Below are 22412 nucleotides of genomic sequence, written 5' to 3'. Positions count from 1 at the left end.
AGCCGTCCATGTTGAGCTTGGGCAGCGTCGCCGCCGAGGACTTCGAGTCCATGGCCGACCTGCGCGCCGAGGCCTTGCGCGAAAGCCTGGAGCGTCTGGGCCGTTTTGACCCGGTGCGCGTGCGAGAGCGCCTGCGCAGCGCGTTCGAGCCTGCGTGCATGCGGCACATCCTCCTCAACGGCGAGCGTGTGGGCTACCTCACGCTCATTCCGCACACAGGATCAGACAGCCTGCGCCTGCATCACCTCTACATCCACCCGGCTTCTCAGGGGCACGGTGTGGGGGCCTGGGCGCTGGAATGGGTCAAGGCACAGGGTCGGGCTGCGGGCCAGGACATCACGCTGGGTGCGCTGCGCGGCAGCGACGCCAACCGCTTTTACCTGCGCCATGGCTTCTGGCTGGTGGAAGAGCAGGAGTTCGATCTGGAGTACCGTTGGAGCCCGGAGTTCGATGCACGCACGGCGGAGGTTGCGCCATGAATCTCTACCAAGGAGTGGTGGGCCAACCCGGCCCCCTTCAACGCCGTGCCATGTCCAAAGCCATCACACTGCTCGAATCGACGCGGGTGGACCATCGCGCCCAGGCCGACGAGCTGCTGACCCAGCTGCTCCCGCACACCGGCAAGGCCTTCCGCCTCGGCATCAGCGGTGTACCCGGCGTAGGCAAATCCACCTTCATCGAAGCCTTGGGCCTGTACCTGATCGCCCAAGGCCACCGCGTGGCCGTGCTCACCATCGACCCGTCCAGCACCGTATCGGGCGGCTCCATCCTGGGCGACAAGACGCGCATGGAACACCTGTCGGTGCGCGAAAAAGCCTACATCCGCCCCAGCCCGTCGAGCGGCACCCTGGGCGGAGTCGCAGAGAAGACCCGCGAAGCCATGCTGGTCTGCGAGGCGGCGGGTTACGACGTGGTCATCGTCGAGACCGTGGGCGTGGGCCAGAGCGAGATTGCGGTAGCTGGTATGACGGATATGTTCGTGTTGATGCAGTTGCCCAACGCAGGCGACGACCTGCAGGCCATCAAGAAGGGCGTGATGGAGATTGCCGACCTGGTGGTCATCAACAAGGCCGACATCGACAAGAACGCCGCCACGCGCGCCGAGGCGCAGATCACGTCGAGCCTGCGCCTGCTCAGCCAACACGGCAATCCGGAAAACGCACACCACGACGAAACGCTGTGGCACCCCAAGGTCGTGCAGATCAGCGCGCTGCTGGGCCAGGGCGTAGACAGCTTCTGGGCCGCCGTCACGCAGTTCCGCCAGCTGCAATCCGCCAACGGCCGCTTGGCCACGCGGCGCGAGAAGCAGGCGCTGTCCTGGATGTGGGAGCGCATCGACGCGGGCCTCAAGCTCGCATTTCGCCAGCACCCGCAGGTGCGTGAGCTGCTGCCCCAGATGCAGGCCGATGTGGCCGCAGGACGTATTGCGGCATCGACTGCAGCAAGAAATCTGCTGCTGGCGCACACCCATCAAGCGCAAGCAGCTATCAAATAAATAGTAGACACCAACCCATTCACCAAAGGACGACCATGCAAGACATCCTGGATCAACTGGAGAAAAAGCGTGCGCTGGCACGCCTGGGCGGCGGGCAAAAGCGCATTGATGCGCAGCACGCCAAGGGCAAGCTCACCGCGCGCGAGCGCATCGAGCTGCTGCTGGACGACGGTACGTTCGAGGAATGGGACATGTTCGTCGAGCACCGCTGCACCGACTTTGGCATGGAGGACAACAAGATCCCCGGCGATGGCGTGGTGACGGGCTACGGGATGATCAACGGCCGCCTGGTGTTTGTGTTCAGCCAGGACTTCACGGTGTTTGGCGGGGCCCTGAGCGAAACCCATGCCGAAAAGATCTGCAAGGTGATGGACCAGGCCATGAAGGTGGGCGCACCGGTGATTGGCCTTAACGACTCGGGCGGCGCGCGCATCCAGGAAGGTGTGGCGTCCCTCGGCGGCTATGCCGACGTGTTCCAGAAGAACGTGCTCGCCAGCGGCGTGATTCCTCAGATCAGCATGATCATGGGCCCCAGCGCTGGCGGCGCCGTGTACTCGCCCGCGATGACCGACTTCATCTTCATGGTGAAAGACAGCTCGTACATGTTCGTCACCGGCCCCGAAGTCGTGAAGACCGTGACGCACGAAGAGGTGACGGCCGAGGAACTGGGCGGCGCCGTGACGCACACCACCAAGAGCGGTGTGGCCGACATGGCGTTTGAGAACGACGTGGAGGCGCTGATGATGCTGCGCCGCCTGTACAACTACCTGCCGCTCAACAACCGCGAAAAAGCCCCGGTGCGCCCCAGCAACGACCCTGCCGACCGCATGGACCTGAGCCTGGACACCCTGGTGCCCGAGAATCCCAACAAGCCCTACGACATGAAGGAGCTGATCCTCAAGACGGTGGACGATGGCGACTTCTTCGAGCTGCAGCCCGAGTACGCCAAGAACATCCTCATCGGCTTCGCCCGCATGGAAGGCCAGACCGTGGGCATCGTGGCCAATCAGCCGCTGGTGCTGGCCGGTTGCCTGGACATCAAGTCGAGCATCAAGGCCGCGCGCTTTGTGCGCTTTTGCGACGCCTTCAACATTCCCGTGGTCACGTTTGTGGACGTGCCTGGCTTCATGCCCGGCACTTCTCAAGAGTACGGCGGCATCATCAAACACGGCGCCAAACTGCTGTATGCCTATGCCGAGTGCACCGTGCCCAAGATCACCGTCATCACGCGCAAGGCCTACGGCGGCGCATACGACGTGATGAGCTCCAAGCACCTGCGCGGCGACGTGAATCTGGCCTGGCCCAACGCCGAAATTGCGGTGATGGGCGCCAAGGGCGCGGTAGAGATCATCTTCCGCGAAGACAAGAACGACCCGGTGAAGCTGGCCGCCCGGGAGGCGGAATACAAGCAGCGTTTTGCCAACCCGTTTGTGGCCGGTGCACGCGGCTTTATCGACGATGTGATCCTGCCGCACGAGACACGCAAGCGCATCTGCCGGTCGCTGGTGATGCTGCGCGACAAGAAGCTGGAGAACCCCTGGCGCAAACACGGAAACATTCCGCTGTAAGAGCCTAAGGAGCACAAGAACATGTTTACCAAGATCCTGATCGCGAATCGCGGCGAAATTGCTTGCCGAGTCATCGCAACCGCTAAAAAAATGGGCATCGCCACCGTCGCCGTCTACTCCGACGCCGACAAGGAAGCCCGCCATGTCAAGCTGGCCGACGAGGCTGTGCACATTGGCGCTGCGCCGTCGCGCGAGTCCTACCTGCTGGCCGACAAGATCATTGCCGCCTGCAAGCAGACGGGCGCGCAAGCCGTGCACCCCGGCTACGGCTTCCTCTCCGAAAACGAAGCCTTTGCCAAGCGCTGCGAAGACGAGGGCATTGCCTTCATCGGCCCCAAGGCGCATTCGATTGCGGCCATGGGCGACAAGATCGCCTCCAAGAAGCTGGCCAACGAGGCCAAGGTCAACACCATTCCTGGCTACAACGACGCCATCAGCGGCCCGGAGCAGGCGGTGGAAATCGCCAAGGGCATCGGCTACCCGGTGATGATCAAAGCCTCGGCCGGCGGCGGCGGCAAGGGCCTGCGCGTGGCCTACAACGACAAGGAAGCGTTTGAAGGCTTCGCCAGCTGCCAGAACGAGGCCCGCAACAGCTTTGGCGACGACCGCATCTTCATCGAGAAGTTTGTGCAGGAGCCACGCCACATCGAGATCCAGGTGCTGGGCGACAGCCACGGCAATGTGATCTACCTGAACGAGCGCGAATGCTCCATCCAGCGCCGCCACCAGAAGGTCATTGAGGAGGCGCCGTCGCCTTTCATCAGCGACGCCACCCGCAAGGCCATGGGCGAACAGGCCGTGGCGCTGGCCAAGGCCGTGAAGTACCAGAGCGCGGGCACGGTGGAGTTTGTGGTCGGCAAGGACCAGGATTTTTACTTCCTGGAGATGAATACCCGCCTGCAGGTGGAGCACCCGGTGACGGAATGCATCACCGGCCTGGACCTGGTGGAGCTGATGATCCGCGTGGCGGCGGGTGAGAAGCTGCCATTGACACAGGCCGATGTGAAGCGCGATGGCTGGGCCATTGAGTGCCGCATCAACGCCGAAGACCCGTTCCGCAACTTCCTGCCATCCACGGGTCGCCTGGTGCGTTTTCAGCCGCCGGAGGAGACCATGTTCCAGTCCGACACCAGCAAGAAGCTGGGCGTGCGGGTGGACACGGGTGTGTACGAGGGCGGCGAGATCCCCATGTACTACGACTCGATGATTGCCAAGCTCATCGTGCACGGCACGGACCGCAATGACGCGATTGCCAAGATGCGCGCGGCGCTCAACGGCTTCGTGATTCGCGGCATCAGCAGCAACATCCCGTTCCAGGCCGCGCTGCTGGCGCACCCCAAGTTTGTGACCGGCGACTTCAACACCGGCTTCATCGCCGAGAACTACGGCAAGGGCTTCAACGCGGAAGACGTGCCGCACAGCGACCCGCTGTTCCTGGTGGCGCTGGCCGCGTTCATGCACCGCCGCTACCGCGCACGTGCCTCGGGCATCAGCGGCCAGCTGGCGGGGCACGAGGTGAAGGTGGGCGAGGAGTTTGTGGTGGTCACGCTGGGCGCCGAAGGACAGAACCAGCACCACGAAGTCACGGTCTCTGACTTTGAAGACAAATCGGGCTCCAGCGCCATCCAGGTGGGCGGTAATAGCTATCAGATCAGTAGCAACGCCACGCTGGGCCAGATCCGTGTGCAGGGCGCGTGCAACGGCCAAGGCTTCACCGCCCAGGTGGAGCGGGGCGTGGGCAAGAACCCGCTGGCGCTGCGCATTGCACACAACGGCACGCAGATCGACGCACTGGTCCTGTCGCCACTGGGCGCGCGGTTGCACAAGCTCATGCCCTTCAAGGCGCCGCCAGACCTGTCCAAGTTCCTGCTGTCGCCCATGCCCGGCCTGTTGGTCGATGTGGCAGTTCAGCCTGGCCAGAAGGTGCAGGCGGGCGAAAAGCTGGCTGTGATCGAAGCCATGAAGATGGAGAACATCCTCTTTGCCGCACAGGACGGCGTGGTGGGCAAGATCACGGCGGGCAAGGGCGAGTCGCTGGCGGTGGACCAGATCATTCTGGAATTCCAGTGATAGGCCCTGCGGCGCCGCGACCCATCCATCCTCGGGGCCTTGTGCCCCTTTTTTGAATATTTTTGGCCTTCTCCGCGCATCCAGCAAGCGCTGATAGCTATCAAATCAGGAGTAATCATGACCCACCCCCAACGCCCGTTCAAGGTCCTGGGCATCCAGCAGGTCGCCATTGGCGGCACCGACAAGCAGCGCATGAAAACCCTGTGGGTGGACATGCTGGGCCTCACGCAGACCGGCACCTTCCAGAGCGAGCGCGAGAACGTCGATGAAGACATCCTCGCCATGGGCCAGGGCGCGTTCAAGGTCGAGGTGGACATCATGCAGCCGCTCGACATCGACAAAAAGCCGGCCGTGCACACCACACCGCTCAACCACATCGGCCTGTGGATCGACGACCTGCCCAAGGCGGTGGAGTGGTTGACAGCAAAGGGCGTGCGTTTTGCGCCCGGCGGCATTCGCAAGGGCGCGGCGGGTTACGACATCACCTTTTTGCACCCCAAAAGCAATGACGAGTTTCCGATTGCGGGCGAAGGGGTGTTGATCGAGCTGGTGCAGGCGCCTGCCGAGGTGATTGCGGCGCTGGGCTGAGGTTTTGCGGGGCTGCGGGCCGCCAACGGGCCCCAAGCCTGCGGCAACGTCGCTCATCTCCCTGCGGGCGCGGCGGCTGTTGCGTGGCAGATGGCTGCAGATAGGCCCATGTTGCCGCCACGGGTGGAAGGCCTGTTTTGTGCCGATGTCGAACGGCTTGCAAATGTTCTGAAAACGCTGGCTTCTGCGCTCAAAAAACCTGGCAATTGCCTGCTGTTGTGTACGCCATTTTGTTGGCACTTTTTGTGACCCTGCGGTGCGCGTTTGTGCCGTTTTCTCCTCCAGAATCCGCCCCAGCCGCTGCGTACCCAGCCCCAACCCGATGGAGCGGGCGGTGCGTACCGAAGGATCGATGACCGAGTAAGCAACCCTGGCCCAAGGCTGGCAACCCGCCGCCGCAGGGCCAACGCCTAGATTGAAGGAACCCACCCGATGTCCGCCACCCTGGCCCCTACCGCTGCCTCCACGGTGCAGCCCGCACCTTCGTCCGTGCAACCGGTTCAATTGCACCGCCGCGCCCCAGCCCCCGTGGCCCAAGGCCCCTGGTCGGTCGAGGCCATCCAGGCGCTGCTCGACAAACCCCTGATGGACCTGCTGTTCGAGGCGCAGACCGTGCACCGCCAGCACTGGCCTGCGGGCGACATCGAGCTGGCCACGCTACTGTCGGTGAAAACCGGCGGCTGCCCTGAAAACTGTGGCTACTGCCCGCAGGCGGCCGAGTTCGACACGGGCGTGAAGGCAGAAAAGCTGATGGAAGTGGATGAGGTGGTGCGCGCAGCCCAGGCCGCCAAGGACGCGGGCGCCACCCGCTTTTGCATGGGGGCCGCCTGGCGCGCGCCCAAGGACCGCGACATTGAGAAAGTCAGTGCCTTGATCGGCGCCGTGAAGGGCCTGGGCCTGCAAACCTGCGCCACGCTGGGCATGCTCGAATCGCACCAGGCCCAGGCCCTGAAGGACGCCGGGCTCGACTACTACAACCACAACCTGGACACCGCCCCCGAGTACTACACCGATGTGGTCAGCACCCGCGCCTACCAGGACCGGCTGGACACGCTGCAGAACGTGCGCAGTGCGGGCATCAGCGTGTGCTGCGGCGGCATTGTGGGCATGGGCGAGGCGCCCGTCCACCGCGCTGGCCTCATTGCGCAGCTGGCCAACCTGCAGCCATACCCCGAGTCGGTGCCCATCAACAGCCTGGTGCGCGTGCCCGGCACGCCGCTGGCCGACAGCGATCCCATCGACCCGTTCGACTTTGTGCGCGTGATTGCCGTGGCCCGCATCGCCATGCCCAAGGCGCGCGTGCGCCTGTCGGCCGGGCGCCAGCAAATGGGTGAGGCCGTGCAGGCGCTGTGCTTCATGGCCGGGGCCAATTCGATCTTCTACGGCGACAAACTGCTGGTGACGGGCAACCCCGATGTGGATGCCGACGTGCAGCTGTTGGCCAAGCTGGGGCTGAACGGCCACCGCACGACCACCACCGAGGCGGAGCACGCCCACCACCACGCCTGAGGCACGGCGCGCCGCATCGGGATGGCGCTTACGGGCGCCACCGGTAGGCGGAAGGCCGTGGGAGGAGGGTGCTTGTGCGCGGCGCCGCTATGGAGGGCAAGCCGGGATAAAGCCAGTTTTGACTCATAAGCCCTGCGGTTATTTAGTCAGAACCTTTTATGCGATTTCATCACTCAATCGCGAGGCTGAAGGCTCTCCAATGGTTCGATCAGTTCCACCCACCTTTGCAGCGTAGAGATCGTTTGCAGAATCTCCGCAGTCGCATCGAGGGCTATCTCCGGCAGACTCCCCTGGCTCGTTGAGACCGACAGCCCTGCGCCGTTGATCACGGCGTGAGCCATGCCGTGCAGCCGCAGCAGGATGTCCCGAAGGCCATCCTGCCCTCGCGCACTCCCAACAATCCTGTCCAACTCCTCGACCGCGCTCAGAAGCGCTGTGGTGTCGTAGCTGCTTTGCGCACGCGTCAGCGCAGCCCGGTCCAGCCGGCCGTAGGCCGTGACGATGGTGGCGTCTGGATCGCTCATGTCCCTGCTCCTTTCTGCCCGGCGCGCTGCGCCTCTGCGGCAGCAGCTCGCGCGCGCTTGGCCGCCTCCCGAAACTGCGACTCCTTGACCCAGGGCTCTGGTGGCCGCTTCAGGTCGAGGTGGTAGTTGCCGAAACGCTTGATGCCCGAGGTCATGTACGGACTCAGGTATTCGACATCGGCCGCAGACACCGGCTCCCCGTCGGCGTACATCTCCTGCAGCACTCGCATCATGTCCACCGTGTTCTGCAGGATCACCGACGACGCCACCAGGTCGATGAAGCGCACCCGCTTCTGCTGCTCGTTGGGATCGTTCTCGTTGATCACGTCCCCCCCAAAGTCCAGCCACTTCGTGAATGCGTGGTACGACTCGATCTTGTTCGTCGTGGCACTGACTTCCTGGCGCATCTCCTTGCTGGAGATCCAGCGCAACAGATAGACGGTGCGCAGCACGCGGCCGAGTTCGCGAGCCGCGGCAAAGAGCCGGTTGTGCCGCCCTTCCTGGCTGAGCTTGCGCAGCAGCATCGGCGAGGCGATCCGTCCGGCCTGGATCGAGATGGACACCTGCATGAGATCCCGCCAGTGGTCGCGGATCAGCTTCCAGTCCACCACGTCGCTGAACAGGCGGTCGATATGGCGATAGCGCGTGCCCTTCTCGGGTCGATAGAAGCGCAGGTCCTTCCAGTTCCGGATGCGAGGCATCAACTGAATGCCGGCCAAGTGCGTGAAGGCGAAGACCGTTTCCGACTGACCATGGGTGTCCGAATACACCGTGTCAGCCTGCACGCTCAGGCCCGCCTTCATCAGACCCTCGATGACATAGACCGCTTCGAGCACCCCTGGTGGTATGAAATGACGGAACACCGCGATGTAGTTGTCAGCCACATGCCGATAAGCCACCGCCCCCATGCGCCGGTACCGGAAATGCATGCCTACCAGCAGGTTCTGGTCGTAGAAATCGTACTGCGTGCCATCGGCCGCCACCTTCTTGCCCTCGCCCCATAGCTTGGGCAACTCGAGCCGCAGGTACAGCTCGGTCAGATCCCGGCAGGCGTTGTCCAACTGGTCCAGGCTCATGTGCCGCTGGTTGGCATAGGACAGCTGATGCGGTGTCACCCCATTGGACAGGTGGCGCGCGGCCTGGTTGGGCCCGAGGTTGCAGCCCATCGCGAACACGGTCAGCAAGTAGCGCTCGCGTGCGTTGCGAAGTTTGGGATCGTCGCCTGACTGCGGACCAAAATTCCGCGTAAATCCGGTCCAGTGCTCAATGTTGGCCAGAACATCCAGCAGGTTGCGCGGCACCGTGCGATTTTCGATAGCGGCGTGCAAAGCGATGGCTGACGCTGGCACTTCGCGCGCAACGACACGCCGCAAGGTCGGCTCGCCGGTGCTGCCGATCACCACGTCTCCTGCATGCTGCGGGAACTCTTCATCGACTTTTTCGGCTGTCTCGGTGAGCAGCTGCTTGAGACCGTCGACGAAGTCACCCGCGGTGGCTGGTATGCCGATCCGGTCGCAGTAAGTCGGCAGAAGCGCTTCGCACTCCTTCCAGGGCAATAGCTGCGCGCGATAGTCGGCAAAGGATTCCGAGCCTTCGATGCACACATCGCCGGAGCGCAGATCGCCGCTCAGATAACTGAACACGCACACCTCCAGGTAGCGCCGGTTCGTCGGGGGGCCCAAGCCATGCGAACGGCGCACCAGCTTGCGCCAGCGCTCAGAGGCGAACGACAGCGTCAGGTCGTCTGAGATCCACTCGACCTTGCGGTGTTCGTTGGCCAGCACGACCTCCAGGGCATCGAGCAGATTGCGGTCCTGGGTGGCCGCCTCGAACTGCAGCGCCTTCGCCATCCGGAACATCGCCGCGCGCCAGTTGCTGAAGGCCTTCCAGATCAAAGGCAGGTGGTTGCCGCCGCTCCACACGCGAATTGCTTCGCAGTCCGTCCTCAGCTGGTCCAGGTTGCCGTGCGGAGCGAGCAGATCGCGCACGCGCTGCCCGGTGCTCGCGTCGTCCAGGTTTTCGGCGAGGATCTCCAGCACCTGCTCCAGCGTGGCCACCAGTTCCTCGCTCAGTTCGCGCTGGCGCGCCTGGATCACCTGCAGCTCCTCCTTGGCGGTTTTGTGAATGGCTCCGATGCGGCGAATGAACATTTCGGCCACGTCGTCACGCGCCCGCACGCGCATCTGACGGACCAAGGCCAGGATTAGCGTGTAGCGCTTGGCTGGCAGCAGATCCTTCATGTCGCCCGCATCGAGCGCGGATGCCATGTCGGCCATGTGCTTGAGCTTGGTCGCCGGCACGCCGTCGAGCAGCGTGTCGCTGTCGGGCAAGGACTCCAACCAGGTCATCTGGTCCAGCAGGAGGTCGAGGTGCTTGCGCGAGGCTTTTTTCGCAGACTTCTTGATCTGGTTGTACAGCGTGCGTCGGGCTGGAAGTTCGGCCATCAGCAGCCGATCAAGCCAGTTTCGCTGGGCCAGGGTCAGGCGTTGGGTGATCCGCTTGTGCAAGGCAGCCTCGGCGGTCGAATGCGCCTGCTCGGCTATTTCGTCGAGTGTTCGAAACACCGGCAGCTCGTAGCCCAGTCGCACCAACTCCTCGATCGTGATGTTGATGATGTCCGCACGGGTCTCCACGATGCCGGCGGCGTCTTGGGCGATCCGGCTCGTCAGCTTCCTTGTCTCTTCATCGGTGTAGGGCTTGACACCGAGCAGTTCGCGTATCGCCTTGTGGTGGCGATACAGCGTGGCCAGGGACGCGAACTCGATCTTCTCGGTCGGCGCCATGCCCAGGGTGGCGGAAACATGCTCGACCAACTCGACAGGAATGACTTCGAGCGCCGGAAAGTGACGCAGGAACTCGAAGCATTTGAGCAGTACGAGCAAGGCCAGACGACGTTCCTGCGTCCGCGAATGCTGGTGGACCCATTCGATCTCCTGGGGCCTCGGCGTGAACGACGACTGCAAATCCTTGAGCGTCAACGTTCGAGGAAATCGAGGGTAAGCCGTACGTTCTATGCTCGCCATGGCACAAAGCTCCCGCTGGTCAGGGTCGATCTGGACACGCAGCGTAGCCGATCGAAGACCTGCTCGCCGGGCGAAAGGTAGGCACTTCCAGCAGGCTGGCCAAAAGCACGGTCGGATGAACGAAAATAGTTGTCGTTCTTATTTGAGGCTGATTGAAGAATGAAGCGCTTGCTATTGATTCTGTGGGTTGGGCTGTGTTTCATGGGCTCTGCCACCGCGCAGACCCCTCCTGCTGGAGCCGACGAAGGACCGCGTCAGCTATGGCAACTCCTGGACTATGTTGCCGTGGACTACGGTGGTGCGGTCGACAAGGGCGCCATCGTCAGGGAATCGGAATATGCGGAAATGCGCGATTTCACTGCCAATGCGGTGACCCAGGCGCGCGGCCTTCCTGCGCATGCCTCCAAGGACGCGGTAGTCACTGCTGCCACCAAACTGCAGGAGGCTGTCTCCAGCAAGGCAGATGGCGCAGAGGTCGCGCGCCTGGCGCATGAAGCGGAGGCGCTGCTGGTGGCCGCCTATCCCATTCCCGTGGCACCGAAGGCCTTGCCTGACCTCAAGCGAGGCGCAGCGCTCTTCCAAGCCCAGTGCGCATCCTGTCACGGCACCGCAGGTGGAGGCGACGGACCACTCGCAGCCAAACTGGAGCCACCGCCGATCGCTTTCACGGACCGGGAACGTGCTCGCTCGCGAAGCCTCATGGCGCTCTATCAAGTCGTCTCCCAGGGCGTTACCGGCACGGCGATGCCGAGTTTTGCTGGGCTGCCCGATGAGGACCGATGGGCGCTCGCTTTCTTTGCCGGCACGCTTTCCCATGACGCCGGCATGCGCGAACGTGGCGAGCAGCTGTGGAAACATGATGCCGCTGCCCGCAAGGAGTTCGCCGACCTGGCCGCGGTGACCACGGGCACCGAGGCTGCAGCGGCCGGCCGCATCGGATCCGAAGCGGCCCGTGATCTGACGGCCTTCGTGCGCAGCCGACCCGAGGTGGCATCGGCAGCCGGCAACGCCGGCGGGCTGACCCTGTCCCGCACGCGCTTGGGTGAGAGCCTGGCCGCAATTCGCAAGGGCGACAAGCCTGCGGCAACCCGACTGGCGCTCTCTGCCTATCTTGATGGCTTCGAGCCGCTGGAGCCGTCCCTGGGTGCGCGCAACAAGGCACTCCTGACCGAGGTGGAGAGCGGCATGCTGGCCTATCGATCGGCCATCAACAACGGCACGCTGGCCCAAGCCGAGGCCGCAGCTCAAAAGCTGGACTACCTCTTTGCCGAGGTAGAAAAGGAACTGGGCGGCGAATCGGCGGACCCGCTCACCACCTTCCTGGGCTCGCTGACCATCTTGCTGAGAGAAGGCCTCGAGGCCCTGCTGATCGTTGTGGGCATGGTGGCTTTCCTGAAGAAAGCCAATCGCCCAGACGTCCTGCGCTACGTGCATGGCGGCTGGATCGTGGCCCTGGCCGCCGGCGGGCTGACCTGGGCCGTGGCAACCTATTTCGTGAACATCAGCGGGGCAAGCCGCGAGGTGACCGAAGGACTTTCGTCCCTCTTTGCCGCGCTCGTTCTGCTGAGCGTGGGCTTGTGGATGCACCAGAAGAGCGCCGCCGGCCGCTGGCAGGCCTACCTCAAGGAAAAGCTCTCCTCGGCCATGTCGAAGCGCTCGGCTTGGGCCCTGTTTGGCCTGTCGTTCATCGCGGTTTACCGCGAGGTATTCGAAACCGTGCTCTTCTACTCTGCGCTGTCGGCAGACGGCAACGGCAATGCCCTGCTGGGTGGGTTCGGCTTGGGCGTGGGCCTGCTGGCGGTCCTTGCCTGGGTGATGCTGCGCACAAGCGCCCGGATGCCGATCGGCAAGTTCTTCAGCATCAGTTCGATCCTGGTCGCTGTGCTCGCCGTTGTCCTGGCCGGTAAGGGCGTGGCGGGGCTGCAGGAAGCTGGCTGGCTGGGTGCCAGTCCCATCATGGCGCCGCGGATCGAATTGCTGGGCATGTACCCGTCGGCCGAGACCGTGGTGGCGCAGATCGTCGTTCTCCTGATCGCAGTTTCGGGTTTCGCGTTGAATGCATACAGAGGCCGGCGGTTGCAGCCGGCATGACCTTCGGGAGGCACGGGGCGACGGCGGGCCTCATGCGCTGGCGTTGCGCCGTGCCGTTTGCGACGCCTCGCGCAGGATTTCCCGGCCGCCGTTCGCAGCGATCCCGGCCACGATGACGCCCAGCATCAGGTCCGGGATGTTCGATCCGAACCCCATCACCAGCACGCCGGACAGCACAACCGCGCCATTGACGATGGAGTCGTTGCTGGTGAAGATCGCGGACGCCTTGAAGTTCACATCTTCCCCGCGATGGCGGCGCAGCAGTCTGAGGCACACCAGGTTCAAAGCCGCGTTCAGCGCGGCCATGGCCATCATGGCTGGGCCGACAGGCTCTTCCCCTCCTGCGAAGCGGCGCAGGACTTCCAACAGCAGCAGCGCGGCCAGGCCGATGAGCAAGAAGAGGGTCGGCAGGGATTCATGTAAAAAACCGCAGAAACGTGCTTAACCCATTGTCGCTATTGGGTTTTTTGACTCTTCGCAGTTGACCTTTTCGCCCCTTCATCCGAGTTGCCTGTCGGCTGATCTGGGCCCGCAGTTATTGAGCTGAGCCGCTCCAGCATGCTCGCAACGACCTGCTCTTGAGCTGTGACCGATGATCTGGCCGTTGCCAGCGCTAATTCCAGTTGCTGCTTGGTGGCAAGCAGTTCATCAAAACTGTGCTGCAACTGCTCATTCGTGCTGCGCAGTTGTTGAACGACCGCATCCTGCTCCACCAGGCGTCTACTCAAATCCTCCGCGTGCCTTTGAGCGAACCCCAGCTCATCCTTAAGCTGCCGCAGGCTCCGCACCTCCTCTTGAACAAGGCGCAAATCTCCCTGGGCGCGAGACAGCTCTCCCAGCAGGCGCGCGTTCTCTTGAAGGGTGTGAATGGACTCCTGTCGTTTCGCAGCCAAAGTCTCGTTCGCGGTGCGTAGCTCGGCCTGCAGGTATTGCACTTGCTGCTCGTGTTTGCGTTGGTCTTGTTCGCGCTGTTCCCTTGCGGACTCACGAAAGTGCTCCAAAGCCTGACGGGCATGCTGATGCTTTTCCTCCAGAGATAACCGGTGTCGCTCTTCGGCCGCCATGCGCTCCTGGAGGTCGAGCACCTGCTGTGAGAGTTGCGTGCACTCCAGAGTCTTGCTACTCAGTGCTTGACTCGTTTTTTCGTGGGCAACCTTTTCCTCAGACAGTGATCGCTGGGTTTGCTCCAGCTGCTGCCGGGCAGACTGCGCTTCAGCCTTCAGTTCGGCAGCAGTCTGTTGGTGCTGGGCAACTTGTTCGGCATGCTTGGCCTGGGCGACTGTGACGCGTTCTTCGGCTTCCTCGTTTATCCGGGCGGCCAGCCGCCCCACCAAATCCTGAATGGCCTCGCTGACGGCCACGCGGCTGCCTGTAGACGGCCCCTCCTCTTCTTCGATCTCTTTGAGGTAGCGGTGGATCGTGCCCTTGGAGCCGGTATTGCCCAGCTCTTCTCGCACCGCATCAATGGACGGATAGCGTCCGTTGGCCAGCAGCCTATCACGTGCACGCAGCACCTCTGACTTGTAAATTCCAGCTCTTGCCATCGTTGCTCCTACAATTTCGTACCGTAGTACGTATTATGATATTGCATACTATTTGAGCGGTCAAGGATTCATAATTCTTGTGAAATCTAACAATGGGTAATTGGAGGTTATCGATTGTGATCCTTCAAATTGAAGTGCCGACGCTGCCGGACGGCTGTTGCGCTGAATGGAGGGCCAATTCGTCGTGAGCCTGGAAAGCGGTATCGCGCAGATGGACCCAACGGACCTGCAACCTCTTGTGCCTTCCAGCGCTTTCAGAGATTTCTTGCGGCTTCGCGCAACACTCTCGTAACATGGATCGCGCCCCATTTGGGCAAGAGAGCGTGAGGAGGCATGCGGATGTTTGGAGTTATTGCATGATTGAAGCAGGACAATCGTCAGTCCCGCCAAGTTACAGAGGGCGCGAGCAGGCGTGGATAAAGCACCAATTGCTGGAAAGCTACCTTGAGAAACTCATGCTGATCGTGGGCATGGCGGCCAAGAGGCAGGGCACGATAGAGATTTGCTACGTTGACTGCTTCTCCGGCCCATGGGGCACGAGCGAATTGGAGAGCACGTCCATCGCCGTATCTTTGAGGACAATGGCTAAGTGTCGGCAGAAGCTTGCTGAACTTGGCGTCACGGCGTCTATGCGAGCCCTCTATATCGAACGGGACGACAAGGCTTTCGCAAACCTTGAACGGTACCTCGATAGCGCGACGCCAGATACGGTGAACGCAAAGTGCTTTCATGGTGACTTTGTGGATCTCCGCGAGCAAATTCTCACTTGGAGCGGACGCGATGCATTCACGTTTTTCTTCATCGACCCAAAGGGCTGGAAGTCGATTGGAGTTGAAAAGATAAGACCGCTTCTGCAACGGCCACGTTCCGAGTTTCTGATCAACTTCATCTACGACTTCATCAATCGCACGGCCTCCATGGCCGAGTGGCAGTCCGACATCGCGGAGTTCCTGGGAGTACCTATTGGGGCGGTTCAAGAGCTTGAGCATCACTCCCCACAGGACCGCGAGGAGAAACTACTGGGGCACTATCGCAGCAGCCTCAAAGCAGCTCTGCCACCCCAGCGAAGTCCCTTCATCGGACGCACAGCCTACGTTCGAGTTCTTGATCCGAGCCGCGAACGAGCCAAGTATCACCTGGTCTATCTCAGTAGCCATCCGAAGGGCACCATCGAGTTCATGACTATCTCCCATGGGGTTGAGGCCATACAGCAACGCGTGCGCGCTGATCGCCGCAAAGATGCGCGCGAAGAAGCGAGCGGTATTCGGGACATGTTTGCAGACGAGATGCCGATGAAGCCCGCAGGGCTGCACAACGCGAACGACGTGGATCGATACTGGCTTACCACTCTCAGCCAAGTTCCAACGGTAGTGGATGAGCCCGTCTTCGCCGATATTCTGGAGGCGACAAACTGGATGCCGCAAGACTTGCAAGCTTCACTGCTGCGCCTGATCAAGGCCGGAAAACTCAAAAATCTGGATGCTCAGAATCCCCGAAACACGCGGCCCTTGCACCCAGAAAAGGCGGAAAGGCTTGTCCTGCTCTAGCACATCTCGCGCTGACAATCGCATTCCTTATGGGAGATGGATCAGAGATCGCTGTTTTGGTGCCGATAGCTGATCCTCGGCCTCCAGTGAGCTGCCCTTCCTGCGTTGGCCGCCATTCTTGGTCGTCACGAGAATATCGCCGCAGCGGATGGCATCATCCAGAGATAACTTGAGCATTTTTTCCGTTGCGGGGGTATTGCTGCCCACGTGGTGGGCCAGCTCGCGAAAGGTGACTGCTTGGTCGCCTTTGTCAAATACCCAAGGCACGAGCTTGCGCTCCAACCCCGAGGTGCACTTGTGTGCAGCAAGCTTGTCGAACTGAAACTCTTCGCCAAACGAGAGCGCGTCCTGACCTGTCACTTCACCATCCTTGCTTGCAGAGTATCCAAGCGTGAACATGTCTGGTTCAAGGTAGTGAGTGAATTGGTTGGACTTGCTCCAATGAATTTCCATCATGACATCGCGCGCCTTGTAGTTGTTCGACAGGTGCACGAGCCAATACGTCCAAGGAGTGCTGCCGAGCGGTGTCACATAGAAGATGGTGGAATGTCGTGCGCCACTGGTCCGTATCAGCGCATTGGCCAAGTTGCGCTGGATAGCCCCTCGCCAGGCGGGCCCGTTCGTACCGCGCAAGGATTCAAGCGCTGTCCAGTCGATGTACTCCGCGAATCCCATTTGCGCCATCTTCTCGCGGCTCTTGTGGTTGTCGCTGAGAAAGGAAATCAGGCTATCGACAGCGAAAGTAAGGATGACCTCGGCACCTTCGATGGTGCTGAAGATTTCTTTGAGCAATGCGCCTGGGACTTGGTCCCAGGCGTACTGATCAAGGAGGAATATCGACCGGTGTTTTCTAGACCTGCTCTGAATGTCCTTCCGAATCCCAGCAAAGTTCTTCTGAAACGTCCCTGGCAAAGTGATGATGTCTTGTCCCTTGCGATGAACACCATATCGGGCAGTCAAAAGCGCGTTCAGGTATTCAAAGTTTGAGCGCGTCTTCTCGACGAAGTAGTAGCGCACGTCCAGGGTACGCGGCTTCTCGCGACCCACGTTCAGAAGTGCACCTTGCTCGGTCAACGCGTCAATCACGATTTGTGGGGAGCCAGGCACGAATTCGCCCGCCTTCTCCCCGCTGTACTCTCCACCTCCCGCAAAGCCATCCACGATGGAAAGGACAAGCCGATCAATGACGTAGTTGCTCATGAGCACCTGAACATAGCGGCTCAGGTACTCCCTGACGATTTCATGCTTCACAACGCTGTGGGGGTCCAGCGGTGGCGGTGAGGATCCAACTACCCAAACGTATTTATCGGAGTGTTTCACCATCTTGGTTGTTGCAGTGGGCCTGCTCCATGATATCGCCGCGCTACCGATTGCAGAGCCTCTATAGCCAAGCTCGGCTGCTCAAGAATCAAGGTCTTGACACTTCACAACTGAGCGCTTTGTTCCAGCCTTATGGGAATGGTCACGCGTTGAACAACAGTAGTCGGCATTTCGTCCCAAGTACGTCCGTTGAGTTCGCGTCCGTTGGCTGCCTTTGCACGTTTTTTGCCATCAGCACCCCAGCCACCCCACTGCTTGAAGAAGAATGCGACCTCTTGTTCTTGGCATTGAACACGCACAGCCTCCGCCCATTCAGTTTTCATCGGACGCGCCTTGGGCCCCGATTCACCACCGACGATGACCCAGTGAATACCTGTGAGGTCAAGCTCGCCCACATCGGAAAGAAGCGGTTCTACGGAAAGAAACCGAATACTCGCCGGCACCTTGCGCAGATGGTCGATGCGAGGCACTCCATATTTCCGGTCCTCAACGGACACGCCTAGCCAAGCGTTGCTCGGAACAGAGCGATGCCGGAAAAAGCGTTCCATCCTGGCAGCCCGTTTCGTCAGAATTTGGTACGTGTGGTGTGGCGTCTGCGCAATCACCTCAAATACCTTCTCAATGTACTCATTGGGCACCCGCTCATGAAAGAGGTCGGACATTGAGTTCACAAAGTAGACCGTCGGCTTCTTACGCTTGATGGGATCATTGAGGCGGTCCGGCAAGAGCGTCAAAGCAAATCCGTTCTCGTAGCCCGGCGTGCCCATTGCCTTGAGTCGTTTGGCCATGGCTTCCGCATAGCAGTGTTTACACCCAGGAGAAATCTTGGTGCAACCCACTGTTGGATTCCACGTTTGCTCTGTCCACTCAATTTTGCTGGTCGTTGTCATACCGTTACCCCCCACTTCGTTAGCTTAGCCTTGCCGGTTGGCGGTGGTCTAAAAGTTCGCACAATTCCCCTGACCACACCAATGATCCTCAGCGATTTTTGAGGTTCTAGAGGCTGCATGCTGACGTTTCGAGGCACTAGGCGAGGCCGTCCCTCGAACATCTGGAATTCTTTCACCGTGACGTGGCCATCCGCCTCCGCAATCACGATTTCGCCTTGTGCAGCTTGATGCGCAATCTCAACCGCTGCAATGTCCCCGCTCAGGATCCCAGCGTCCACCATTGAATCACCGCGCACTTTTACAAAGACTGTTTTTGAAGGCTTTGCCGTCAGCATTTGGTCTAGTGCCTGAGCTTGCATAAGGCCATTGGCCTCAAAGTCGGCACCAAATCCTGCGCGCACCTCGTCGTCACTGAGGTCCAGCGTAAAGAATCTCTCGCTTGGTGCCACGCGTCCCCCAGGAGACTTCACCAAGTGCCCACTTGAGACAAGTCGGCCGATGAGCTTGAAGGCGGCGTTTTTGGCCTTGAACCCCAGGTGGGAAGCGATCCGACTGTAGGACGGAAAGCATCCCTCACTCCTGTACAGAACTCGGAGACTGCGTAAATGCATGGTGTCGCGGTTGGTTCGGGCCATGGTCGATATTTTAGTGTACAAACGTACACTAATCAAATTTAACTCACCAACACGCCTTCAGGTGTCCAGCAGACTTTGTTCTTTCCCTAGAAGCGCCTGCTAATCAGAACTTGCGACTGCCATTGGGCAGACCGCGTCAAACGAGATCACCTATGCAGATTTTTGCTTCCGGCGAAGGCCGTAAATTGAATGCTCCGGATGAGTTCTTGCCTCAGGGATCTGTAGGCAAGGTGGTGGGTCTCATTGATCTGGGGAAGAACAATGGATCCAATCATTTCGGCTGGTCTGGGGTCAAAACGGTCATTGACTTCGAGGGCCACGCTTACGTTCTGGATTTCCCAGAGCACACCCGCTTGGTAACCGACGATGGGCTCGAACTCACGCAGACAGATGCAGGGGAAGTTGGAGGCTGGTGGCCCGATTCGGGCGACATGCAGCGTTTTGGACTGCGCTGGATCGAATTGACGAACTGAGAAACCTGAGACCTGCAAAGCGCAGTTTCAGTAGGGCCTGGAGATACGGCCTTGAAAGGTTGGTTGCGCATCAATCACCCAGCGGAAACCACTCAAGCTACAGTACTTCGCATCAGCTTTCGCCGAAGTTCACGGCGGACTTCGGGGCTGGAGAGACCAGTAGTGCCCTTACAAGCGACCAAGTTGTCGATGGCTTGGGAGGGCCAGCCCTCAATGTCATCGTCCAAGGCGATCCAGTGGCGTGGCCTTCTTCTCCGCACATCCGCCAAGATCTGCATGCCACGGGGCGTACTCTGGAACGATGCAAGGGTCCCTGGATCGGCCCCATGGACGCGCTTGTGGTAAGTGCCTCCGATGAATCGGGCCCGAAGCTGCGCCGGTAGGCGCTCAAGCGTTTTGGCATAGCCTGGCCTGACACACCAGGAGCTACTCAGCACCAGTGCTGCTGAGGGATGCGGTACCAGCGCCTCTTCCAAAAAAGGAAGCCACTCAAACAGCTTATGGCCTGCGGCTTCGTAAGGACTCATGTAGATGCCACGGTTCGGGTGCCAGAGGACGGCTTCATGGTGAAGCACGCCGTCGAGGTCGAGGTACACGATCAAGTCAGCGCTGCGGGGAGTGGACGCTGGGATGTAGGGCTCCAAATGGCTTGAAGTCATGTTCACTGAAAGAGAAACTCCCATCGCGACGCAGTTTCGAATTCGGTGCTCGTCATCACTTCGGAGCGAGCTCATTGCCCTAATTTCTTGTTTGATGAAGTGTGACCCACCGTCCTCGCTGTCCTTCTACAAAAGGCCGTGAAGACGCGTTACCAACTGGTATGCGGTGGCTACTGTGAGCCCATCGCGACCATTGACCAACAACAACGACTTGCAAAACGGTCTGTAGAGCCAAGATCGGTCATCGACAGCAAGCCAATTGCAATGGGGCAAGTTGTTGGACCGAAGCCAGGCATGGCACTCTGCTTCCCGCTGATAGCTGACCAAGGTGTTCGGAACGTTCTGCAGATCGCAGTACCTAGGGGTGACACCTTGGATCATGTTGGCTATGTCCGGCGAGAACATCTGCCGTAAGTCCGTCAAATTCCGCTCCAGTCGCCATGTGCTCGTGATCACTACTTTGGTTTCGGGCACCTGCCGCAATGCATCCTCCAGAATGGGCATTCGGCAGAAGTGCTTCGATTCATGGCAATGCTCTGGGTGCAGTACCCCATCAAAATCCAGAAACAGGACGGGCATGTTGATGATTCAATTCCTACTTTTCAACAACGACTGAATTTCTGTTGGGATTTGAACGCCGATGAGACTAGTTGGTCGTGGTCTTTTTAGTCTCGTTGGGCGGAAATCGGGGAGATGTCTTCCCGAAAGCGTTTCCCACCGCAAGCCGACTTCGGTCGAGCGCTGCGCCAACTGCGCGCGGCACGCGGCTTGGTGCAGGAAGACATGCTGCTGGCCACCAGCCGCCGCCACATCAGCCGCATCGAGCAGGGCCACCAAGTTCCCAGTGTCCGTACCATAGAGGTCTTGGCCGAGCAGATGCAGATCCATCCTTTGACACTGGTTGCCGTCGCCTACTGCCCGGAGTTGGATGCGACATCGGTCGGTGACTTGCTCAAGACCCTCAAAACTGACCTCAAAGGCCTTGTTGCCGATTAGGCGTGGCAGTTTGAATCCGCTTCCTTCTTCGCGTGTTGAACCAGCATTTGAAGTCCCTGTATCAGCCCCGCGCCAATCGGAGTGGCGTCTTGGCGCTGCAGCATGCGGTTGACGATCTCGCGGTCAACGGCGGTGTTGAGCAAACAAAGCGCCTCCTGCAAAGTTTCCAGACCGACTTCAAAGCCATCTCCCGATGAGTTGGCACCGGCTTTGGTAAGCAGCAACAAGGCCAGCGGTAGCGCTGCGCTCGCAGGTTCCGGGTCATCATCGTTCCAATCGTTGCCGGAAAGAAGGTCTCTAAGTTGGTCTGACATGAGCAACAGGTGGTTGTCCTGGAGGGCATCGGGCAGGATGGCCTCCCAACCCTGTGACGTGATCAGGCCCATCATGTCTTGTGGTCCAAATTTTCCGAAAGTGGCTCTTTCCAAACGTAGCATCGTTCATTCTTCAAGTTAATATGAGACCAATTGGTCCCGTGTAAGGCCGTCACGTACGAAGATAACGGAGCAGGAATGCCATTTCCGTGCTTCTGGTGCGCACGTCTCTCAATGGAAACAATCCGGTTGCCTCGATTGGGTCAGACAGGCAACCATCCTGTTGCCTTGCCCATTTGCCCCTTGAAAAATCGTCTCAATCTCACTCGCCTAGCCGAACTTGACAGACAGTTTTGCGAATTCGCAAAGCTGCAGCCGACGGCCGCCCCTAGGTGCGGCTGGACGAAGACTGTACGACTGGCTCTGGGCATGAGCTCCCAAGCACTCGGAGCGCGTTTGGGCGTGACAGCACAGGGTGCCCGCAAACTGGAGCAGGCCGAGGCGAACGGGAACATTACGCTGAACACCCTTGCGCGCCTGGCCCATGGACTGGATTGTGAAGTGCGCTATGTGTTTGTCCCGCGAACCAGCTTGGTGGAACAGGTGCTCAGGCGCACTCATGAAGTTGCCGGATTTCCGATGCCGCCAGCACTCGCTGCAACCGATGTTCTGACTGAGGAGCAAAGGCTGGCAACCCTGTCCACCGTACTCGCCCAAGTGAACAAGCGAGGACTCTGGTGAGCAAGAAGCACCTTAACGCTCAATGCGTAGAGGTAACACGCGCCTGGTAGCAATCACGCGCGTGTTAGGCGGCCCGTGACAGATCGTTTGGGCGACCGGGTCGCACCGGTCTTAATCGAGTTATTTCCCCATCTCCCGACGGCGCTTTAGCCGTGCCAGAAAAACGTCCCACTCTCGCGGGTACGAGTCAGGTTGTGCAGGAAAAGAAGGTTTTCCCATACAATCTAACAATCGTTGGAATGAAAGATCATGAGCGCACGAACCCTGAAGGATCTGCTCTACGAGCAGGTTGCCCGCATCGGAAAGTCCCTCTCCAGCCCAAAACGGCTGGAGCTGCTGGAGTTGCTCGCCCAAAGCGAGAAATCGGTCGAGACCTTGGCCTCGCAGGCTGGTATCGACATGCGCCAATCCAGCGCGCATCTCAA

Annotated in this window: 20 protein-coding genes and 2 pseudogenes; 12 read left to right on the top strand and 10 right to left on the bottom strand. The window is 60.3% G+C overall.

Features of this window, described 5'->3' with window-relative positions; translation table 11 throughout:
• Positions 1–8 precede the first annotated feature (8 nt).
• From AC07Z7_RS10670 to bioB, 6 genes are all read left to right on the top strand, one after another.
• Positions 9–479, top strand: coding sequence for a GNAT family N-acetyltransferase (locus tag AC07Z7_RS10670; RefSeq protein ID WP_207253326.1), 471 nt, complete (start codon positions 9–11; stop codon positions 477–479).
• Complete coding sequence (meaB, locus tag AC07Z7_RS10665) at positions 476–1495, top strand: methylmalonyl Co-A mutase-associated GTPase MeaB (RefSeq protein WP_207253325.1); 1020 nt, start codon at positions 476–478, stop codon at positions 1493–1495. The genes AC07Z7_RS10670 and meaB overlap by 4 nt, the downstream gene beginning before the upstream one ends.
• A 35-nt stretch (positions 1496–1530) precedes the next feature.
• Positions 1531–3063, top strand: a complete 1533-nt coding sequence (locus tag AC07Z7_RS10660) for an acyl-CoA carboxylase subunit beta (RefSeq protein WP_056062687.1) — start codon at positions 1531–1533, stop codon at positions 3061–3063.
• Positions 3064–3084: 21 nt separating this feature from the next.
• Entirely contained in the window at positions 3085–5133 is a 2049-nt protein-coding gene (locus tag AC07Z7_RS10655; RefSeq protein WP_207253324.1) for an acetyl-CoA carboxylase biotin carboxylase subunit, read from the top strand.
• A 117-nt stretch (positions 5134–5250) separates the two neighbouring features.
• Positions 5251–5721 carry a VOC family protein gene (locus tag AC07Z7_RS10650; protein ID WP_094291186.1) on the top strand — a complete coding sequence of 157 codons (471 nt, stop codon included), beginning with the start codon at positions 5251–5253 and terminating at the stop codon, positions 5719–5721.
• 432 nt (positions 5722–6153) lie between these two features.
• Positions 6154–7230: a biotin synthase BioB gene (gene bioB / locus AC07Z7_RS10645; RefSeq protein WP_207253323.1), complete on the top strand. Its 1077-nt coding sequence runs from the start codon at positions 6154–6156 to the stop codon at positions 7228–7230.
• A gap of 173 nt (positions 7231–7403) precedes the next feature.
• Here the strand turns inward: bioB and tnpC are convergent, their stop codons facing one another.
• Both tnpC and AC07Z7_RS10635 read right to left on the bottom strand, forming a co-directional pair.
• Positions 7404–7754 carry a Tn3 family transposase post-transcriptional regulator TnpC gene (gene tnpC, locus AC07Z7_RS10640; RefSeq protein ID WP_207253322.1) on the bottom strand — a complete coding sequence of 117 codons (351 nt, stop codon included), beginning with the start codon at positions 7752–7754 and terminating at the stop codon, positions 7404–7406.
• Positions 7751–10777, bottom strand: a complete 3027-nt coding sequence (locus AC07Z7_RS10635) for a Tn3 family transposase (RefSeq protein WP_258536615.1) — start codon at positions 10775–10777, stop codon at positions 7751–7753. Before AC07Z7_RS10635 ends, tnpC begins: the two co-directional genes overlap by 4 nt.
• 159 nt (positions 10778–10936) lie before the next feature.
• On the opposite strand from AC07Z7_RS10635, the gene AC07Z7_RS10630 reads away from it, so the two are divergent.
• On the top strand, positions 10937–12868 hold the full coding sequence (locus AC07Z7_RS10630; RefSeq protein ID WP_067513109.1) for a cytochrome c/FTR1 family iron permease: 1932 nt from the start codon (positions 10937–10939) through the stop codon (positions 12866–12868).
• Positions 12869–12898: 30 nt separating this feature from the next.
• Here the strand turns inward: AC07Z7_RS10630 and AC07Z7_RS10625 are convergent.
• Positions 12899–13267: pseudogene (locus tag AC07Z7_RS10625) on the bottom strand (cation efflux transmembrane domain-containing protein); the annotation flags it as partial.
• Positions 13268–13323: 56 nt separating this feature from the next.
• Positions 13324–14412: a DNA-binding protein gene (locus AC07Z7_RS10620; RefSeq protein WP_207253321.1), complete on the bottom strand. Its 1089-nt coding sequence runs from the start codon at positions 14410–14412 to the stop codon at positions 13324–13326.
• Between the two features lie 356 nt (positions 14413–14768).
• Here AC07Z7_RS10620 and tcmP point away from each other — a divergent pair, with 356 nt between their 5' ends.
• Positions 14769–15959, top strand: a complete 1191-nt coding sequence (gene tcmP, locus AC07Z7_RS10615) for a three-Cys-motif partner protein TcmP (RefSeq protein WP_207253320.1) — start codon at positions 14769–14771, stop codon at positions 15957–15959.
• 27 nt (positions 15960–15986) lie between these two features.
• Here the strand turns inward: tcmP and AC07Z7_RS10610 are convergent, their stop codons facing one another.
• The 3 genes from AC07Z7_RS10610 to AC07Z7_RS10600 form a co-directional block, all read right to left on the bottom strand.
• A complete protein-coding gene (locus AC07Z7_RS10610; protein ID WP_207253319.1) occupies positions 15987–17210 on the bottom strand; it encodes a three-Cys-motif partner protein TcmP in 1224 nt (407 codons plus the stop codon).
• 173 nt (positions 17211–17383) lie between these two features.
• Positions 17384–18169: a phage Gp37/Gp68 family protein gene (locus tag AC07Z7_RS10605; RefSeq protein ID WP_207253318.1), complete on the bottom strand. Its 786-nt coding sequence runs from the start codon at positions 18167–18169 to the stop codon at positions 17384–17386.
• Entirely contained in the window at positions 18166–18804 is a 639-nt protein-coding gene (locus tag AC07Z7_RS10600; RefSeq protein WP_494766228.1) for a LexA family protein, read from the bottom strand. The genes AC07Z7_RS10605 and AC07Z7_RS10600 overlap by 4 nt, the downstream gene beginning before the upstream one ends.
• Positions 18805–18956: 152 nt before the next feature.
• On the opposite strand from AC07Z7_RS10600, the gene AC07Z7_RS10595 reads away from it, so the two are divergent.
• On the top strand, positions 18957–19277 hold the full coding sequence (locus AC07Z7_RS10595; protein WP_207253316.1) for a hypothetical protein: 321 nt from the start codon (positions 18957–18959) through the stop codon (positions 19275–19277).
• A gap of 92 nt (positions 19278–19369) precedes the next feature.
• On the opposite strand, the gene AC07Z7_RS10590 is transcribed toward AC07Z7_RS10595, so the two are convergent.
• Together AC07Z7_RS10590 and AC07Z7_RS10585 are read right to left on the bottom strand one after the other, a co-directional pair.
• Entirely contained in the window at positions 19370–19936 is a 567-nt protein-coding gene (locus AC07Z7_RS10590) for an HAD domain-containing protein (RefSeq protein WP_207253369.1), read from the bottom strand.
• A gap of 126 nt (positions 19937–20062) precedes the next feature.
• Positions 20063–20515, bottom strand: coding sequence for an HAD domain-containing protein (locus AC07Z7_RS10585; protein WP_207253315.1), 453 nt, complete (start codon positions 20513–20515; stop codon positions 20063–20065).
• A gap of 114 nt (positions 20516–20629) precedes the next feature.
• Between AC07Z7_RS10585 and AC07Z7_RS10580 the strand changes: the two genes are divergently transcribed.
• Entirely contained in the window at positions 20630–20932 is a 303-nt protein-coding gene (locus AC07Z7_RS10580; protein ID WP_207253314.1) for a helix-turn-helix domain-containing protein, read from the top strand.
• Here AC07Z7_RS10580 and AC07Z7_RS10575 read toward each other — a convergent pair.
• The gene (locus tag AC07Z7_RS10575) at positions 20929–21321 is read right to left on the bottom strand and encodes a hypothetical protein (RefSeq protein WP_494766227.1); all 393 of its coding nucleotides are present in this window, start codon (positions 21319–21321) and stop codon (positions 20929–20931) included. The two genes, AC07Z7_RS10580 and AC07Z7_RS10575, sit on opposite strands and share 4 nt — an antisense overlap.
• Before the next feature lie 123 nt (positions 21322–21444).
• On the opposite strand from AC07Z7_RS10575, the gene AC07Z7_RS10570 reads away from it, so the two are divergent.
• Together AC07Z7_RS10570 and AC07Z7_RS10565 are read left to right on the top strand one after the other, a co-directional pair.
• The gene (locus tag AC07Z7_RS10570) at positions 21445–21987 is read left to right on the top strand and encodes a helix-turn-helix domain-containing protein (RefSeq protein WP_494766226.1); all 543 of its coding nucleotides are present in this window, start codon (positions 21445–21447) and stop codon (positions 21985–21987) included.
• Positions 21988–22236: 249 nt separating this feature from the next.
• Positions 22237–22412: pseudogene (locus AC07Z7_RS10565) on the top strand (ArsR family transcriptional regulator); the annotation flags it as partial.

It is taken from the genome of Acidovorax sp. GW101-11A03 (assembly GCF_059424825.1).
This window is presented reverse-complemented; position numbering and strand designations above follow the sequence as displayed.

Coding starts and splice junctions, on each gene's coding strand:
- meaB (WP_207253325.1), top strand. CDS start 476: ATGAATCTCTACCAAGGAGTGGTGGGCCAACCCGGCCCCCTTCAACGC.
- AC07Z7_RS10620 (WP_207253321.1), bottom strand. CDS start 14,412: ATGGCAAGAGCTGGAATTTACAAGTCAGAGGTGCTGCGTGCACGTGAT.
- AC07Z7_RS10580 (WP_207253314.1), top strand. CDS start 20,630: ATGTCTTCCCGAAAGCGTTTCCCACCGCAAGCCGACTTCGGTCGAGCG.
- tnpC (WP_207253322.1), bottom strand. CDS start 7,754: ATGAGCGATCCAGACGCCACCATCGTCACGGCCTACGGCCGGCTGGAC.
- AC07Z7_RS10585 (WP_207253315.1), bottom strand. CDS start 20,515: ATGCCCGTCCTGTTTCTGGATTTTGATGGGGTACTGCACCCAGAGCAT.
- AC07Z7_RS10670 (WP_207253326.1), top strand. CDS start 9: ATGTTGAGCTTGGGCAGCGTCGCCGCCGAGGACTTCGAGTCCATGGCC.
- AC07Z7_RS10660 (WP_056062687.1), top strand. CDS start 1,531: ATGCAAGACATCCTGGATCAACTGGAGAAAAAGCGTGCGCTGGCACGC.
- AC07Z7_RS10575 (WP_494766227.1), bottom strand. CDS start 21,321: ATGATGGGCCTGATCACGTCACAGGGTTGGGAGGCCATCCTGCCCGAT.
- AC07Z7_RS10600 (WP_494766228.1), bottom strand. CDS start 18,804: ATGGCCCGAACCAACCGCGACACCATGCATTTACGCAGTCTCCGAGTT.
- AC07Z7_RS10570 (WP_494766226.1), top strand. CDS start 21,445: ATGCCATTTCCGTGCTTCTGGTGCGCACGTCTCTCAATGGAAACAATC.
- tcmP (WP_207253320.1), top strand. CDS start 14,769: ATGATTGAAGCAGGACAATCGTCAGTCCCGCCAAGTTACAGAGGGCGC.
- AC07Z7_RS10630 (WP_067513109.1), top strand. CDS start 10,937: ATGAAGCGCTTGCTATTGATTCTGTGGGTTGGGCTGTGTTTCATGGGC.
- AC07Z7_RS10605 (WP_207253318.1), bottom strand. CDS start 18,169: ATGACAACGACCAGCAAAATTGAGTGGACAGAGCAAACGTGGAATCCA.
- AC07Z7_RS10590 (WP_207253369.1), bottom strand. CDS start 19,936: ATGACTTCAAGCCATTTGGAGCCCTACATCCCAGCGTCCACTCCCCGC.
- AC07Z7_RS10650 (WP_094291186.1), top strand. CDS start 5,251: ATGACCCACCCCCAACGCCCGTTCAAGGTCCTGGGCATCCAGCAGGTC.
- AC07Z7_RS10655 (WP_207253324.1), top strand. CDS start 3,085: ATGTTTACCAAGATCCTGATCGCGAATCGCGGCGAAATTGCTTGCCGA.
- bioB (WP_207253323.1), top strand. CDS start 6,154: ATGTCCGCCACCCTGGCCCCTACCGCTGCCTCCACGGTGCAGCCCGCA.
- AC07Z7_RS10595 (WP_207253316.1), top strand. CDS start 18,957: ATGCAGATTTTTGCTTCCGGCGAAGGCCGTAAATTGAATGCTCCGGAT.
- AC07Z7_RS10635 (WP_258536615.1), bottom strand. CDS start 10,777: ATGGCGAGCATAGAACGTACGGCTTACCCTCGATTTCCTCGAACGTTG.